The following is a 14,496-nucleotide window of genomic DNA, read 5'->3' as shown; positions in this document are numbered from 1 at the left end:
CATCCTTCATTCCTCCGCTCCTATGCCCACCCCAGCCGACCAGATAGCTCCCCCCGCCGCACCGCGCCGCCTGCGCGTGCTGCTCCTTGCCGGCTCCAACCGCCGCGAGTACAACTGCCCCGGCGTGGACAGCAAGGCGCGCACGCTGATGAACCGCCTGGCCGACCGCCTGCCGGCCACCTGGGACATCGACACCGAAGACCTGGGCAACGTGTACGGCCGGGCCCGCATTCAGCCCTGCAACGCCTGCGTGAGCACCAGCATGGCCCTGTGCGTGTGGCCCTGCAACTGCTACGAGAAAAACAGCCTGCTCGAACCCGACCTGATGTGGAACCTGGACCTGTACAGCCGCCTCGACCAGGCTGACGCCTGGTGCATCGTCGGGCCGGTAAACTGGTACGGCCCCAGCTCGGTGCTCAAGCTGCTGTTTGACCGGCTGGTGTGCATGAACGGCGGCAACCCCAAGGAAGACCTCATCGACCACAAAGACCCCGAAAAAGCCATGCGGCTGGAACACCAGCCCGAATGGCCGGGGCTGAGCCTGAACCACCTGGAAGGCCGCACCGCCGCCTTCTTCTGCTACGGCGACGGCGGCGGCGACGAGCTCGACGAAACGGGCCGCCCCAAAATCCTACGCCACAAACCGTACTTCGACCCCGAAAAAGAGCCGTTTGAGGACATGCGCGATACCTACGCGCCGCTGGTGTGGCAGTGCCGCTACGGCGGGGTGGAAGTGCCCGACCAGCTCTGGCAATACGGCGAAACCGGCTACGGAAAAAAATACTCGGAAGACCAGGCCGAGCACATGGTGCGGGACGAGCAGTTCATGGCGCAATTTGACCAGTGGGCCGGAGCCATTCGCCAGGCGGTGGAAGCCAAAGGCCCCGTGCCGCCCGGCCGCTTCCGCGCCTTCGGCTACGAGGCTCCCGGCCACCGGTGGGCCGATGCCAAGCTGGGCTGGCGCACGGCTCGTATGCTGCTGGGCGTGCCACCCGAAGGGTCGTCGCCCGAAGCCCAGCAGGAGCTGGGCCTGAACCAGGATACCCCCCTGCGGCCCGATTTGCCCAAAACCTGACTCTATCAATCAGCTTTTTCCGACTTCTTGACTGCTGTTGCGCAGGCAACTTTGGTGTCTTGGGTATCAGGTTGTCGGTGGTTGCTTATTGCTGGTTTGGCTGGCGTCGTCCTTCGGCTCGGGTTGAATCTGGGGCCAAAAAACGGCTCAAAAACGGCTAACCAGAAACCAGAAACCGACTGCGTAACAGCAGTTATTTGCTCCCGTCCATCCGGGCAACTCCGCCTACCGAGCCGCTGTGCCGCCGTAGCCAGCGTCGCGCACCAGCAGCTCCAGCCTGGCGCGGGCCTCGACCGAGAGCTTTTCGGCCGAGGCGTCGCCCCGGCCCAGGCGCCGGGCCAGCTGCGCCACCACCGCGGTCTGGCGGGCGTAGCGCCGGCACAGAACGCACATCAGCAGGTGGAACCACAAGCTCAGGCGCGGGGCCAGGGACAGGGGCCGCTCGGCCCGCTTTTCGATGAGTAGGGTGGCTTCGTCGCAGTTAAAGAAGGCAGACATAGAGGTAGTATGCGGTTAAGCGCCCAAAAACCAGTGCTTTTCCAGGCACCTGCGCAGCTGCAGCCTGGCCCGGTGGATGATAACCCAGTAGTTGGACGGGGAGAGGCTCAGGTCCTTACAGATTTCTTCGCTGGACACTTCCTGCACGTAGCGCAGATTGAAGACGGCCTGCTGCTGGGGCGGGAGCTGGTCCTGGCAACAGAGCAGCTGCTGGGCCAGTTCCTGGCGCTCGAGCTCGGTGTCGGCCGGGGCCCATTCGCGGGGCTCCTGGCCGGCGCGCCAGTGCACGTGGGCGTCGATTTTGAAGTGTGAGCCGTGGCCGGCCTCGTCGCCGGCGCCGGGCAGCGGCACGAGCGGGCTGCGGGCCTGCTGCCGGTAATAGTCAACCAGCCGGCGCCGTAGAATCATAAACAGCCAGGTGCGCTCCGAGGCTTCCTGCCGGAAAGTAGCGAGGAAGCCCAGCGCGCTCACGAAGGTGTCCTGCACCAGCTCCTCGGCCGCCGTGGCGGAGGCCACCCGGTGGCGGGCAAAGCGAAACAGCTCATCGCCGTAGCGGCTCAGCCAAAGCGCGGGCTCCGGGGCAGATGCCGGCAGCGAAGAGGAAGCGGGAGTCATGGGGGGGTAAAAGCCTGAGACCAGGATGAAAAAACAAGGTTTGGTCAGCACCAGCCGGCTCCTTGCCTCAAAGCTAGTATTCCGGCAATTTAATTTTATGGTTTTTTTGACGAATCCCGTGGCGAGAGGCCTGCCTGCGAAAATAAGGCCTGCTGGCTTGGCCATCAACATCAATGGGCGGTTCAGCGGCCGACCAGGCCCTCTTTTAGCCCGATGGATGAGAGCCCTGATAAGCCCTGTCCTGCCAGTTGACGGAATTTGTCACTGCTGTTACGCAGGCACCTTTAGCAACTGATGCTTCAAGTTGTTTCTCGTTGCTTGTTTCTGGTTTGGCTTGCGCCGTCCTTCGGTTCTGGTTGAATAATGGACTGAAAACCGGTCTAAGTAGCCGCGTAAAAGTAAACGAGTAAAAGGCGGTCACGCAGAGCATTCTGCGCATTAAGCAGAGACGAAGCATCTTGCCTGCGGCCGTAAATCAATCGTTTAACGATGCAAACAAGATGCTATGCTCTGCATGATGGTTACTTTTGCTTGAGTACTTAAAACAGCCGAACAAGCAACAAGCAATGAGAAACAAGCAAAGGACTGCGTAACAGCAGTTTGTCAGGGAACCAAAACAGTTTGCCTACAAAAGCAAAAAAGCAAACAACATCAAGAAGCCATCAAAAGAAGACGCAAGGATGAATGGTATAAAGGAGAGATAAGTACCGAGCTATTAGCTGATAGATTTATTGTTGATAAGTAGTCAAACGAAATAAATATACATTACGTTTCGTGCAATTAACTGACTTACTGAACAAAAGCCAACGGCTATCAGCTAAAAGATGATGGCTAACTACTTAATGTGATTGTCTGAGCTAAATTATTTAGTAAATAATTTAGCTCAGACACTTATTTGCCAGATTTCAACGTGTATAGCAACCGGGCCCTGGGAAGACAAAGACGTAATCTTTTAAGTGAGCAGCAAGAATTAAGTAACAACTGATATTACGCAGTGCAATTCTGGCGCGCGTCTGCGACGCGCTGCCGCCTGGCTCGGGTATTGAACGCCCCCCGAACGGCGCGAATAGGGTCGTACCCGGTAGGGCCTCTGGGGACGCCAGGCCAGGGGGCAGCACGTCAGAGACGCGCGCCAGCCCCAACTACTGCGTAACAGCACGTAATAAGCAGCAGGATAATAACGGTCTCTATGCCAAGTTCTTGAATAAAATATTGCTAATAATATGATGAAATTGATTTTACAAAAAGACGGTCATGCTGAGCTTGTCAAAGCATCTCTACCGCTTCACCAGTTCCGACAACGAAGCGGTAGAGATGCTTCGACAAGCTCAGTATGACGTTCTAAAACGACAAAACAATTCCTCCAAACTACTTACTTATTGCTTGTGACTTGCTACTTAAAATACGCTACCGTGGAGTTGCAATTACTGTCATAATTCCTAGAGATGATTTTTTCTCCATCCATTTTTTGGGCGTAAATAATACCATTCCAAGCATAAATCCCAAAAATTTGTTCTCCATATTTTTATCCCACTCGATTCCTTTTTGTTCCATCTCACTCATCCAGTAGAGCAAATAAGGATTCATGGTTCCATAAGTAAGTAGTTTAGAAACTTTCCAGCCACTTTTTTGAAGCAGTAGCTCCGCATTATCCGGGGAGAACAATGAAATATGACGAGGGGTATGCCAACCTGCCCAGTTTCTACCGTATTTTTTTCTGCTCATTGAATCGAAATTGGGAATTTCAATGATGAGGGTAGTAGAGGGTTTCGCGATGGATTTTAGATAACTAAGATTTTCAAGCGGAGTATAATCATGCTCTAAATAATGCCACATGGTAATTACATCAGGCTGCAGGCTGCTTGGCAGATCTTTGATTTCTGCTACTTTTAAATCCAGCCCTTCGAAATGAGATGATTGTCCTTTCCATCCCTCATCGCTAAAGTCAATACCCATGGTTTGGCAATTTAATGCTTGCTGACACGCCTTTAAAAAGCTTGGCTTGCCACAGCCAACGTCCAGGATCAAAGATTTTGATGATATGACACAAGCATCTTTCACCCGCTCTACCCGTTTTAAATCTAACGTGTGCTGGCTGTTCTCCACCAGTTTTTCAAACTTACCCCACGCTTTTGCTCCTCTGTAAGGCAAGTAATGAGAAGTATAGTATTTTTTTAGTTGCTCTAACGGTACCCGCGGATTTAAGAAAGCCACTTTACATTCAGCGCATTGATCAAAATTAAACAGCTCATTATTCGAATGCATCTGAGCCGTCGTTTTAATAAAAGAACCAATAGAGGTGGCGTTACAAATAGGGCAATTGGTAAGTTGATGCATGGTAGGTTTAAGATTTGATAATCTTGTTCTAATGAAAATGGAAATGACCCTTTACTCTTTTTTAGAATGTGCTGCTGAATAGGTAATGATTATTATTATTATAATGTTTGCAAAATAGGGGATAATATTATAACGGTTTCGCGAACGGTGTGGCTGCCGGTCCGGCGGCTGCCAGCCGTCGGGCCGGTCGTCGTTGGCCCGGGACGTTCAACATCCGCTCCCGGCGACCAGTCCGGAGCAGCGGACACTGGGTATACCGTTCCTGAAACTGCTACAACTGCTGTTGCGCCGTGCGATGCTGGCGCGCGTCTGCGACGTGCTGCCGCCGGGCTTCGAGCCGCTGGCTCGGGCATTGAACGCCCCCTGAACGGCGCGAATGGGGGCGTACCCGGTAGGGCGTCGGGAGACGCCAGGCCAGGGGGCAGCGCGTCAGAGACGCGCACCAGCTCGTTAGTGCGTGACAGCAGTTAAATAATGACCCGAATTTATTAATTGAAGGTAACAAAGGTGAGAAAATCCGCCCCGCCGCCGTGGCGAGGGGGCGGGTGGGGAAGGAAAAGCCGCTTAGCGGTGCCATGTCAGGTTGCGGCGCCCGTCATCGGCGAAGCCGAGCGACTCATAGAGCTGCCGGGCGCGGGGGTTGCCGGGCTCGGTTTGCAGGTGCAGGGCCACCAGCCCCCCGGCCCGGGCCTGCTGCTGGAGGGCCAGCAGCACGGCGCGCCCCCCGCCCCGGCCGCGGGCCGCCGGGGTCACGTACAGCTCGTCGACCAGGCCGAAGCGGCCCCGCAGCTCAAACGAAAAGCCGTAGGTCAGCGCCACGTAGCCTACGGTCTGGCCGCCATCTTCCAGCAAGTACAGCGTGCCCCAGTCCGGGTGGGTGAGGAAGTCGGCGGCCACGGCCCGCTGCGCGGCGGGGTCGTAAGGGTAGCCGAAGTGCTGGTAGAAATCGGCCATCAGGGGCAGCAGCGTGGCCAGGTCCGGCGGGGCAACGGGACGAAGAGAAAAGGAAGTCATACCAGGAGTAAAGGAGGGGTAGGCGGATACCGGAAGCTGGCGGTCTTTAGCTCGCGAGCACGGGCGCCAGCGTCGGGGCCGTGACGGCCGGCGGGCGCTGGCGCAGCCCGTAGTAGGTGAGGGTGCCGTGGCCCGCGACCAGCAATAAGTGAAACGGGAGCAGCCCCGGGTCGTGGTAGTAGAAGCCCGCCCCCAGCCCGGCCGCAAAGTAAAGCGTGAGCAGGCCTTCGGCCAGCGGCAGCGGCCCCCGGGCGGGAACCGCCCGCGCTTCCTTATCGCCCGCAGGTAATACGCGGCCGCCGCTGCCTTGTTTGGGCGTGCGGATAAACGGCGTGGCCTTGCCCCGGAAGCCCAGGACCACGGCGCGGGTGTTGTGCAGGGCCAGCCCCATCGATACGGCCAGAAACAGCAGAAACTGCGGCGCAAACCAGCGGCCGGTGGCAGGGCCGCCGGCCAGCCGCCAGGTGGTGTGGTAGTAGTAGGTGAGGGGCGCAAACGTGAGCACAAACACCGCCGCCAGATGAAAAAGGGGCTTGAGCTCGGGCCGGTGCGCCCGCACCAGCACCAGCGGCACGCTGAGCACGGCCATGAGCAGAATGACCGTGAACACCGAGCTGTTGAGCAGGTGAAACGTGGCGTGCAGCCGGGTGGCCAGCGACAGGCGCGGGTGGCGCCACACCCCGCCCAGGTGCTTGCGGGCGGTTTCGGCCGCCCCCTTATTCCAACGGTACTGCTGCGATTTAAGCGCGTCGAGATAAGCGGGTAGCTCGGCCGGTGCCACAATGTCGGGCCGGTACGCGAAGCGCCAGCCCCGCAGCTGGGCGCGGTAGCTCAGGTCCAGGTCTTCGGTGAGCGTATCGGCCTGCCAGCCGCCCGCATCCTCAATGCAGGCGCGGCGCCACACGCCGCCCGTGCCGTTGAAATTAAGGAAGTGCCCTCCGGCGGCCCGGCCTACCTGCTCGACCAGAAAGTGGGCATTGAGGCCAAAGGCCTGCAGGCGGGTGAGCAGCGACTCGTCCTGGTTGAGGTGGCCCCAGCGGGTTTGCACCACGCCCACGTTGGGGGCGTTGAAGTGCGGCAGGGTGCGGCGCAGAAAGTCGGGCGCGGGCACGAAGTCGGCGTCGAAGATGGCCACGAACTCACTAGCGGTTTCCGTCAGGCCGTGGGCCAGGGCCCCGGCTTTGTAGCCCACGCGGGTAGGGCGCCGCACGTGGTCGATGCGCACGCCCCGGTCCTGGTGGAAGGCTACCCGGCGGGCCGCCAGCGCCACACTCTCGTCGGTGGAGTCGTCGAGCACCTGGATGTGCAGCCGGTGGGCGGGGTAGTCGAGGGCGGCGGCCGCGTCGATGATGCGCTCCACCACGGCCCGCTCGTTGTACACCGGCAGCTGCACGGTCAGGGTGGGCCACTCGGCGGGCGCGGGTGGCGGCCCCGCAGGCGCCCGGGCGGTGCGCCAGGCCAGGCGGGTCAGCTGCCACTGCGAAAAACTAAACCCCAGCATAAACAGCAGGCAGAGCCCGTAAACCCCCACAACCCCGATTTCCAGTATCAGCATAGAATCAGCGTGTTCAGCGTAAAAAAGTGAGTGGTCCACAACGACTTAGCTTCCCGGCCGGGCTCAATATCCGTAGGAAGTCGGCGCGAATATGGGGCAGGCCATGGAGCACATGCCGCCGCGAGCAACGCCAGCAAACGCAACGCTACGGCCGTCAGGGGCGCCTTTCCGCTGGGGTCGGTGACGGGAAGGTCGTTCTGGGCTAGGATGGAGGAAGCAGTGGGAGCAGAAGTCAGGGCCATAAGAAATGAAACGCTGGGGGCGTGAGGGCGGCCGTAACGCCGGTGCTGCCATTGCCAACAATGAGAAGGAGCATACCGGGGCAACAGACGGCTGGTGACCAGGGCTAATAGTCGCGGCCACGTTGGCACCCTTACATCCCCGGCCCGATTTTTTTGGTCTGGTTGAGGCAATGCGCAAACCCGCACGTTTTTTTTTTCCGTACGGCGTAAGGTTGTGGGCGGAGTTACGACAATAGCTTTAATGCCCTCCCCGCCAACTGGCCGGGAACGACGTATTCCCGGGCTTCTCTCCCGTCTCTTTTTCTCTGTCCGTGTCCGCTACTGCCCGCGTTGCCGTTTTGCTCTTCACCCGCTCGGCGGGGGAAGAGGGCGCGCGCAAGCGGTTCCTGAGCCACGGCAGCCGGGCCGACAACGCGGCGGTGGCCGCCCGCCTCATCGCCCACGCCACCGCCACGGCCCGCCAGGCCGGTGTCGACTTCGTGTGCGTAGACTCGGCCCGGCAGCAAGGGGCTACGTTTGGCGAGCGGCTGGCCGGGGCCGTGCGGGCCACCTTCGCCCGGGGCTACGAGCACCTGCTCATCATCGGCAACGACTGCCCCCAACTCACTGCCGCTACCCTGCGGCGGGCCGTGGCGGCGGTGCAGGCCACCGGCGCGGTGCTGGGGCCCGCCACCGATGGCGGTGTGTACCTGCTGGGCCTTTCGCGGCCCCTGTTTGAAAGCACGCCCTGGCTGACGCTGCCCTGGCAGACCCGGCATCTGGGCGCGGCCCTGCACCGGCAGCTGCGGCGGCTGGGAGCGGCCGTGCAGCAGCTGCCCACCCTGGCCGACATCGACGACGAGGCCGGGCTGGCGCGGGCGCTGCGGCAGCCCCTGGCCCGGCCGCTGCGGCGTGGCCTGCACCGGCTGCGCACCGCCGGGCGGCGCGGGGCGCGGCGTGGTTTGCAACCGGCCCGCTGCCTGCGGGGCCGCGTAGCCGCCCGCCCCCACCGGGGGCCGCCGGCCTGCTGAAACTTCCGGGAATTGCCGGTCCGGCGTCGGACGGGGCCTGCCCGTGGGCAGCCGCGTTGGCGCCGGCCGGCCCACGCGTTTCGTTTCAGCTTGCTTTCCGTGATTTTATGAACAGATTTTTTCCGCTTTTAGCCCTCGTGGTAGGCTTGCTGCTGCCCGCCCTGCCGGCCTGGGCCCAGGTCGATTTGGTGGTGTCGGTGCAGGACAATGCCCGCAAGCCCGTGGTGGGCCTGCCGGTGCACCTCGACAACGCCGCCATTGGCTTTAGCGCCGCGCTGCCCACCGATGCCCAGGGCAAGGCCCGCTTCCGGGGCCTGAGCACGGCCGGCCGCTACGCCGTGAGCACGATGGTAAGCGACCAGTACCAGGCCGTGCGCGAAGCCGACCTGGTGCTGCGCGCCAATTCCAGCCCCAGCGTGACGCTGGTGCTGCCCCAGCTGAGCGCCCAGGCGCTGGCCGGCGTGCTGGTGCGCGCCCCTAACAATGCCACCACCATCAACACGCAAAACGCGGAGGTGTCGTCGGAGCTGTCGGCCCGCGAGCTGCGCGAGATTCCGATTGAGGCCCGCGACATTACCCGCGCCCTCTACCGCCTGCCCAACGTGACGCTGGCCACGGGTTTCTTCTCCGAAGCCCCCAACGTGAGCATCAATGGGGCCAACGGCCTGTATACCAACTACCTGATTGACGGCCTCGACAACAACGAGAACTTCCTCGGCGGGCAGCGCTTCGCCATTCCGGTGGGCTTTGCCCAGAACGTGAGCGTGCTCACCAACAACTTCTCCACCGAGTTCGGCAACTCGGCCAACGGTATTGTGAACGTGACCACCAAGTCGGGTTCCAACGACCTCGCGGCGGAGGTGTTCTACCTCACGCGGCCGGGCCCGGGCATCGACGGCAAGACGGAATTTGCCCAGCGCGACCTCTCGGGCAACCAGGTGAAAAGTGGCTTCCAGCGCCAGCAGTTCGGCTTTGGCGTGGGCGGCGCACTGGTGAAAGACAAGACGTTTTTTTACCTGAACGCCGAGCAGACCTTCGACTTTAAGGATAACCTGCTGACCTCGCCCGAGCTGGGCGTGAACGCCAGCATCCGGGGCCAGAACCGCTTCACCTACCTCTCGGGCAAGCTCGACCAGCGCTGGACCGAGCGGTTCCGCTCGTCGCTGCGGGCCAACGTGGGCTACGTGAACATTGGGCGCCAGGGCGGCGGGCTGGATGGTGGCGTGGCCTTTGCCTCGGCTGGCAACAGCCAGGACCGCAACTCCATCAACATCGCCTCGCAGAACGTGTACGTGGGCCAGCGCTTCACCTCGCAAACCGACGTGCAGTACGCCCGCTTCCGCTGGAACTACGGCAAAGCCGACAACCCCAGCAGCCCCGACGTGAACGTGCAGAACCCCGGCGAGCAAACGGTGGCCGTGCTCGGCCACCCCGGCTACCTCTTCGACTCGCACCAAAGCACCTGGCAGGCCCAGCAGAAATTTACGCTGCTGAGTGGCCGCAACACTTTCAAAGGCGGCTTCGGCATCATCAGCACCGAGCATTCGCTCTTTGGCGGCGGCAACCCCAACGGCAGCTATACCGTGAAGCTAACCCAGGCGCAGCTCGATGCACTGCGGGGCCGTAACCTGGGGCCCGGCCTGGGCATCAACGATATTCCGGCCAGTGCGGAAGTGACCAGCTACGGCGTAGAGCTGCGGCCGCAGTCGTTCGGCACCACCCAAAACCTGTACAACATCTACCTGGAAGACCAGGTGGCCGTGACCGACCGCCTGAACGTGACCCTGGGCGTGCGCTACGACTACGACAATCTTTCGAAGGGCGGAGCTGAAAAGGGCGACCGCAACAACATCGCGCCCCGCGCCAATTTCAACCTCCAGCTGACCGACCGCAGCAGCCTGCGCGGCGGCTACGGCCTGTTCTACGACAAGATTCTGTACACCGTGTACAGCGACGCCTTGCAGCAGAACACCACCTCGGCCGACTACAAAACCCAGCTCCGCGAGCTGGTGCGCGTGGGCGCGCTGCCCGCCAACACCAATATTGACCGCGTGACGTTTGACGGCAACCAGGGAGCCAGCGCCAGCAACGTGGCCTACCTGCAAGGGCCGTCGGCGGCCAGTCTGCAGGGCCAGCGGGCCGGGGTATTCGGCGGCGAGCGCCGCCTCCTGAACCCCAACGGCTACCAGAACCCCTACTCGCACCAGGCCACGCTGGGCTACCAGTATCAGGTGAGCAGCAAAACGCTGTTCTACGTGGACGCGATGTACAACCGCAGCTACGACCTGTTCCGCCTGCGCAACGTGAATGCCGTGTCGGAATACGCGCAGACGAACCCGAATGCCGTGGTGGTACGCACCACGACGCAGGCCGATGCTACTCGACCGGTACCGATTACAACTATTCGCCGATTCAACAAGCCTGACAGTTCTTTCGCCGTCATCAACGGGCAGCGGGTGACGGGCGTGGCCCGCAACGTGGTCGTGACCGAATCGGCGGGCCGCTCGCGCTACCTGGCGGCCAGCTTCAATATCCAGAAAGATGCCGCCGAGGACAAGTACGGCTACCGCGTGTCCTACACGCTTTCGAACCTGAAAAACGACACCGAGGACGTGAACTTCCGCGCCGCTGATGGCAACAACTACGGCACCGAATTCGCCAATTCCATCAACGACCGGACGCACGTTATCAACGCCATCGGCAGCTACTACCCGGTATCGGCCTTGCGCCTCACGGTAGCCGCCCTGCTGCAAAGCGGCCAGCCCGTGAACCGGGTGGCCGGGGCCTACAAATTTCCCCTGGGTCCGGGTGCTACTGGGCTCACCAGCGACCTGAACGGCGACGGCAGCTCGTTCAGCTCCGCCTACCAGGGCAACACCGACCGGTTTCCCGGCGAAGGCCGCAACAGCGACCGCCTGCCCTGGGCCAAAACGTTTGACGTGGGCGCGCAGTACACGCTGCGCTTCGGCGAGAAAACCAGCCGCGTGGAGCTGACCGCCGACGTGTTCAACGTGCTTAACACCCAGAACCTGAGCGGATACGCCAACAACGCCACGCAGAGCAACCAGATTCAGGTGGGCGCGGCTGGCTCGGGCATTATCCGGCGCAACGCCAGCGCGCCGCGCCAGTTCCAGTTCGGGCTGCGCTACGCGCTGTAGTCATTTAGAAACCCCAAGAACGTCATGCTGAACGTAGTGAAGCATCTCTACCGCTTCGTTGTAATGGTATTGATTACTCTCGCAGTAGAGATGCTTCGACAAGCGGACACCAGATGAAGCATGACGTTCTTTGAGTTCTTTATCTTCCATGAAAAAAACATTTCTACTCCTGACCGCCGCCGCCCTGCTCACCGGCTGCGGCTCCGCATCGGACCAGCCGCGCACGCCCCAGCAAATCCTGGCCCAGACCTGGCCGCAAATTGAAGCCGCGGGCCGCAACCAGCCGGTGACGATGGTGATGTGGCAGGGCGACCCGCTCATCAACCAGTACATGAACACCTACGTGAAGCCGGAGGTACAGCGCCGCTACGGCATCGACCTGGCGCTGGTGGCCGGCCAGGGTGCGGGGCTGGTGCAGACGCTGGCCGCCGAGCAGCAGGCCGGCCAGCCCAGCGAGGCCGATATGGTCTGGATAAACGGCGAAACCTTCTACCAGCTGCGGCAGGTGGAGGCCCTGTTGGGGCCCTTCGTGGCCCAGCTGCCCAACGCCCGGCTGCTGGACCTGCGGAACCCGTTCATCAACACCGATTTTCAGCAGCCCATTGCCGGCCTGGAGTGCCCCTGGGGCAACGTGCAGTTCACGGTTATCTACGACTCGGCGCGGGTGGCGCGGCCGCCCCGCTCGTTTGCCGAGCTGCCCGCTTACCTGCGGGCCCACCCCGGCCAGTTCACCATCCCGAACGAGTTTACGGGCATGACCCTGCTCAAATCGTGGATGATAGCCTTGTCGGGCAACCCGGCGCTGTTCCGGGGCAAGTTTGATGAGGCCGTGTACAAACAATGGTCGGGCGAGCTGTGGCGGGTGATTAACGCCAGCCGGCCCTACTTCTGGAAGCAGGGCCAGACCTTCCCCGAGCAGCTGGCCCCGCTGCACCAGCTCTTTGCCAACGGCGAGGTGGCCTTCACGTTTTCCAACAACGACGCAGAGGTGGATAATAAGGTCAACCAGAAGGTGTTTCCGGCCACGGCCCGCGCCTACGTGCCCCTGCCGGGCACCATCCAGAACTCCCACTACCTGGGCGTGGTGCGCGGGGCCCGGCACCCGGAGGCGGCCCTGCTGGTCATCAACTTCCTGATTTCGCCCGAAGCCCAGCTCAAAAAGATGGACCCCGACGTGTGGGGCGACCACACGGTGCTGAACCTGGCGGCCCTGCCGGTGGGCCAGCGGCAGCAGTTCGAGCGGCTGCCCTCGCGGCGCTACGCCCCCCGGCGCGCCGCCATTCAGGGCCGGGCCCTGCCCGAGCCCGACCCGGAGTACATGACCCGTCTGTTCAAGGATTTTCGCACTTATATCATCGAAGGCCATGCGGTTCCGGCTTCCTGAGTTTGCCAAGCTGCTGCTGGGCGGCTACGGCCTGCTGGTGGTGGGGCTGCCGCTGGCGGGGCTGGCCTACGCCCTGCTGGGCAGCGTGGGGCTGGCCGGCCCGCTGGCGGCGGGCTTCACGGGCCGCTACTGGCGGGCGCTGGGCCACGATACGGGCCTGCTCTACGCCGCGCTCTACAGCGCCGGGGTGGCGCTGGTGGCGGTGGGCCTGTCCACCGGCCTGGCGCTGGCCCTGGTGCTGGGGGCGCAGGCCTCGCTGCGGCGGGGGCCGCTGCTGGGCCTGCTCTACGTGCCGCTGCTGATGCCCGCGCTGGTGCTGGCCTTTTACCTGTTTCAGCTGCTGAGCCGGAGCGGCTGGCTCTCGCGCCTGAGCTATCAGGCGGGGCTTACCAGCCGGCTGGAGACCTTCCCGGAGCTGGTGCAGGACGCCGCCGGCGTGGGCATCGTGCTGGCTCATGTGCTGCTCACGTTTCCTTTTCTGGCTTTGCTGTTTCAGGCCATCTACCAGGAAAGCCGCCTCGACGACTACTACCAGCTCACCCGCACGCTGGGGGCCAGCGCGGGGCAGTTTCGGCGGCGGGTGGCCCTGCCGCTGCTGCTGCGCCGGGCCGCCCCCACGCTGCTGCTGAGTACGGTGGCCACGCTCGGGGCCTACGATATTCCGTTGCTGCTGGGCCGCCCCTACCCGCAGATGCTCTCCGTGTACCTCACCACCCGCCTGCAGCGCTTCGATTTGCGCGAGCTGCCGGCCGCCTACCTGGCCGGCTTCCTGGTGGCGGGCGGGCTGCTGATGTTGCTGGTGCTGGCCCTTCGTACCATCCGTCGTCATGCGCTCTAAACTCCTCGTGGGCCCGCTGGCCGGGCTGTTTTTCTTGCCTTTTCTGCTGCTGGCGCTGCTGGCGGTGGGGGAGGACTGGCGCTTTCCGGCCGCGCTGCCCCCGGCCTACTCGCTGGCGGCCGTGCGCAGCCTGCTGGGGGCCGGCAACGACCTGCTGGCTGGCCTGGGCCGCAGCCTGCTGCTGGCCGGCACGGTGGCCGTGGTGGCCACGGCCGGGGGCTTCGGGCTGGCGCGGGCCATCGCGCGCTCGGCCTGGGCGCGGCACTGGGAAGTGGCCAGCTACCTGCCCTACGCCCTGCCGCCGGTGCTGCTGGCCGTGCTCATCCAGCCGTTTATCATCCGCCTGCACCTGTCGGGCTCGGTAGGCGGGGTGCTGCTGGGGCTGCTGCTGGTGGCCCTGCCCTTTGCCACGCTGCTGCTGCGCAGCTTCTGGACGCAGCAGGCCACCGAGTACGAGCAGCTGGCCCGCACCCTGGGCTGCACACCGGGGCAGGCGTTGCACCAGGTACTGCTGCCCCTGGCCTGGCCGCGGCTGCGCACGGCCCTGTTCCAGACCTTTCTGCTGGCCTGGTTTGATTTCGGGCTGACCAACGTGCTGAGCGTGGGCAAAGTGCGTACGCTCACGGTGCAGGTGTTTGCCTACGTGGGCGAAGCCAACGCGTCCCTGGCGGCCGTGGCCTCGCTGCTGCTGCTGCTGCCCCCGGCGCTGCTGCTGCGCCTCAACCGCGCCGCCCTGCTGCGCAAAACCCCGTAATTAAATTACTCCCCAT

The 14,496-nt window shown here is 62.6% G+C and carries 11 protein-coding genes; 6 read left to right on the top strand and 5 right to left on the bottom strand.

Annotation, left to right across the window (positions count from 1 at the left end; all coding sequences use genetic code 11):
• Positions 1-22 precede the first annotated feature (22 nt).
• Positions 23-1,075, top strand: coding sequence for an NAD(P)H-dependent oxidoreductase (locus ABD833_RS17335; protein WP_345074709.1), 1,053 nt, complete (start codon positions 23-25; stop codon positions 1,073-1,075).
• A 225-nt stretch (positions 1,076-1,300) separates the two neighbouring features.
• On the opposite strand, the gene ABD833_RS17330 is transcribed toward ABD833_RS17335, so the two are convergent.
• From ABD833_RS17330 to ABD833_RS17310, 5 genes are all read right to left on the bottom strand, one after another.
• Positions 1,301-1,573, bottom strand: a complete 273-nt coding sequence (locus tag ABD833_RS17330; protein ID WP_345074707.1) for an anti-sigma factor family protein — start codon at positions 1,571-1,573, stop codon at positions 1,301-1,303.
• A 15-nt stretch (positions 1,574-1,588) separates the two neighbouring features.
• Positions 1,589-2,188, bottom strand: coding sequence for a sigma-70 family RNA polymerase sigma factor (locus tag ABD833_RS17325; protein ID WP_345074706.1), 600 nt, complete (start codon positions 2,186-2,188; stop codon positions 1,589-1,591).
• Positions 2,189-3,595: 1,407 nt separating this feature from the next.
• Positions 3,596-4,525, bottom strand: a complete 930-nt coding sequence (locus tag ABD833_RS17320) for a class I SAM-dependent methyltransferase (protein WP_345074705.1) — start codon at positions 4,523-4,525, stop codon at positions 3,596-3,598.
• A 564-nt stretch (positions 4,526-5,089) separates the two neighbouring features.
• Entirely contained in the window at positions 5,090-5,539 is a 450-nt protein-coding gene (locus tag ABD833_RS17315; protein ID WP_345074703.1) for a GNAT family N-acetyltransferase, read from the bottom strand.
• 46 nt (positions 5,540-5,585) lie between these two features.
• Complete coding sequence (locus ABD833_RS17310) at positions 5,586-7,094, bottom strand: cellulose synthase family protein (RefSeq protein ID WP_345074702.1); 1,509 nt, start codon at positions 7,092-7,094, stop codon at positions 5,586-5,588.
• Between the two features lie 553 nt (positions 7,095-7,647).
• On the opposite strand from ABD833_RS17310, the gene ABD833_RS17305 reads away from it, so the two are divergent.
• From ABD833_RS17305 to ABD833_RS17285, 5 genes are all read left to right on the top strand, one after another.
• The gene (locus ABD833_RS17305) at positions 7,648-8,346 is read left to right on the top strand and encodes a TIGR04282 family arsenosugar biosynthesis glycosyltransferase (protein ID WP_345074700.1); all 699 of its coding nucleotides are present in this window, start codon (positions 7,648-7,650) and stop codon (positions 8,344-8,346) included.
• A gap of 107 nt (positions 8,347-8,453) precedes the next feature.
• Positions 8,454-11,504, top strand: a complete 3,051-nt coding sequence (locus tag ABD833_RS17300; RefSeq protein WP_345074699.1) for a TonB-dependent receptor — start codon at positions 8,454-8,456, stop codon at positions 11,502-11,504.
• A gap of 148 nt (positions 11,505-11,652) precedes the next feature.
• Positions 11,653-12,888: an ABC transporter substrate-binding protein gene (locus ABD833_RS17295; RefSeq protein WP_345074698.1), complete on the top strand. Its 1,236-nt coding sequence runs from the start codon at positions 11,653-11,655 to the stop codon at positions 12,886-12,888.
• A complete protein-coding gene (locus ABD833_RS17290; protein ID WP_345074696.1) occupies positions 12,869-13,726 on the top strand; it encodes an ABC transporter permease subunit in 858 nt (285 codons plus the stop codon). The genes ABD833_RS17295 and ABD833_RS17290 overlap by 20 nt, the downstream gene beginning before the upstream one ends.
• The gene (locus ABD833_RS17285) at positions 13,716-14,480 is read left to right on the top strand and encodes an ABC transporter permease (RefSeq protein ID WP_345074695.1); all 765 of its coding nucleotides are present in this window, start codon (positions 13,716-13,718) and stop codon (positions 14,478-14,480) included. The genes ABD833_RS17290 and ABD833_RS17285 overlap by 11 nt, the downstream gene beginning before the upstream one ends.
• Positions 14,481-14,496 lie beyond the last annotated feature (16 nt).

This window comes from Hymenobacter fastidiosus (assembly GCF_039539565.1).
GTDB classification, from domain to species: Bacteria; Bacteroidota; Bacteroidia; order Cytophagales; family Hymenobacteraceae; genus Hymenobacter; species Hymenobacter fastidiosus.
This window is presented reverse-complemented; position numbering and strand designations above follow the sequence as displayed.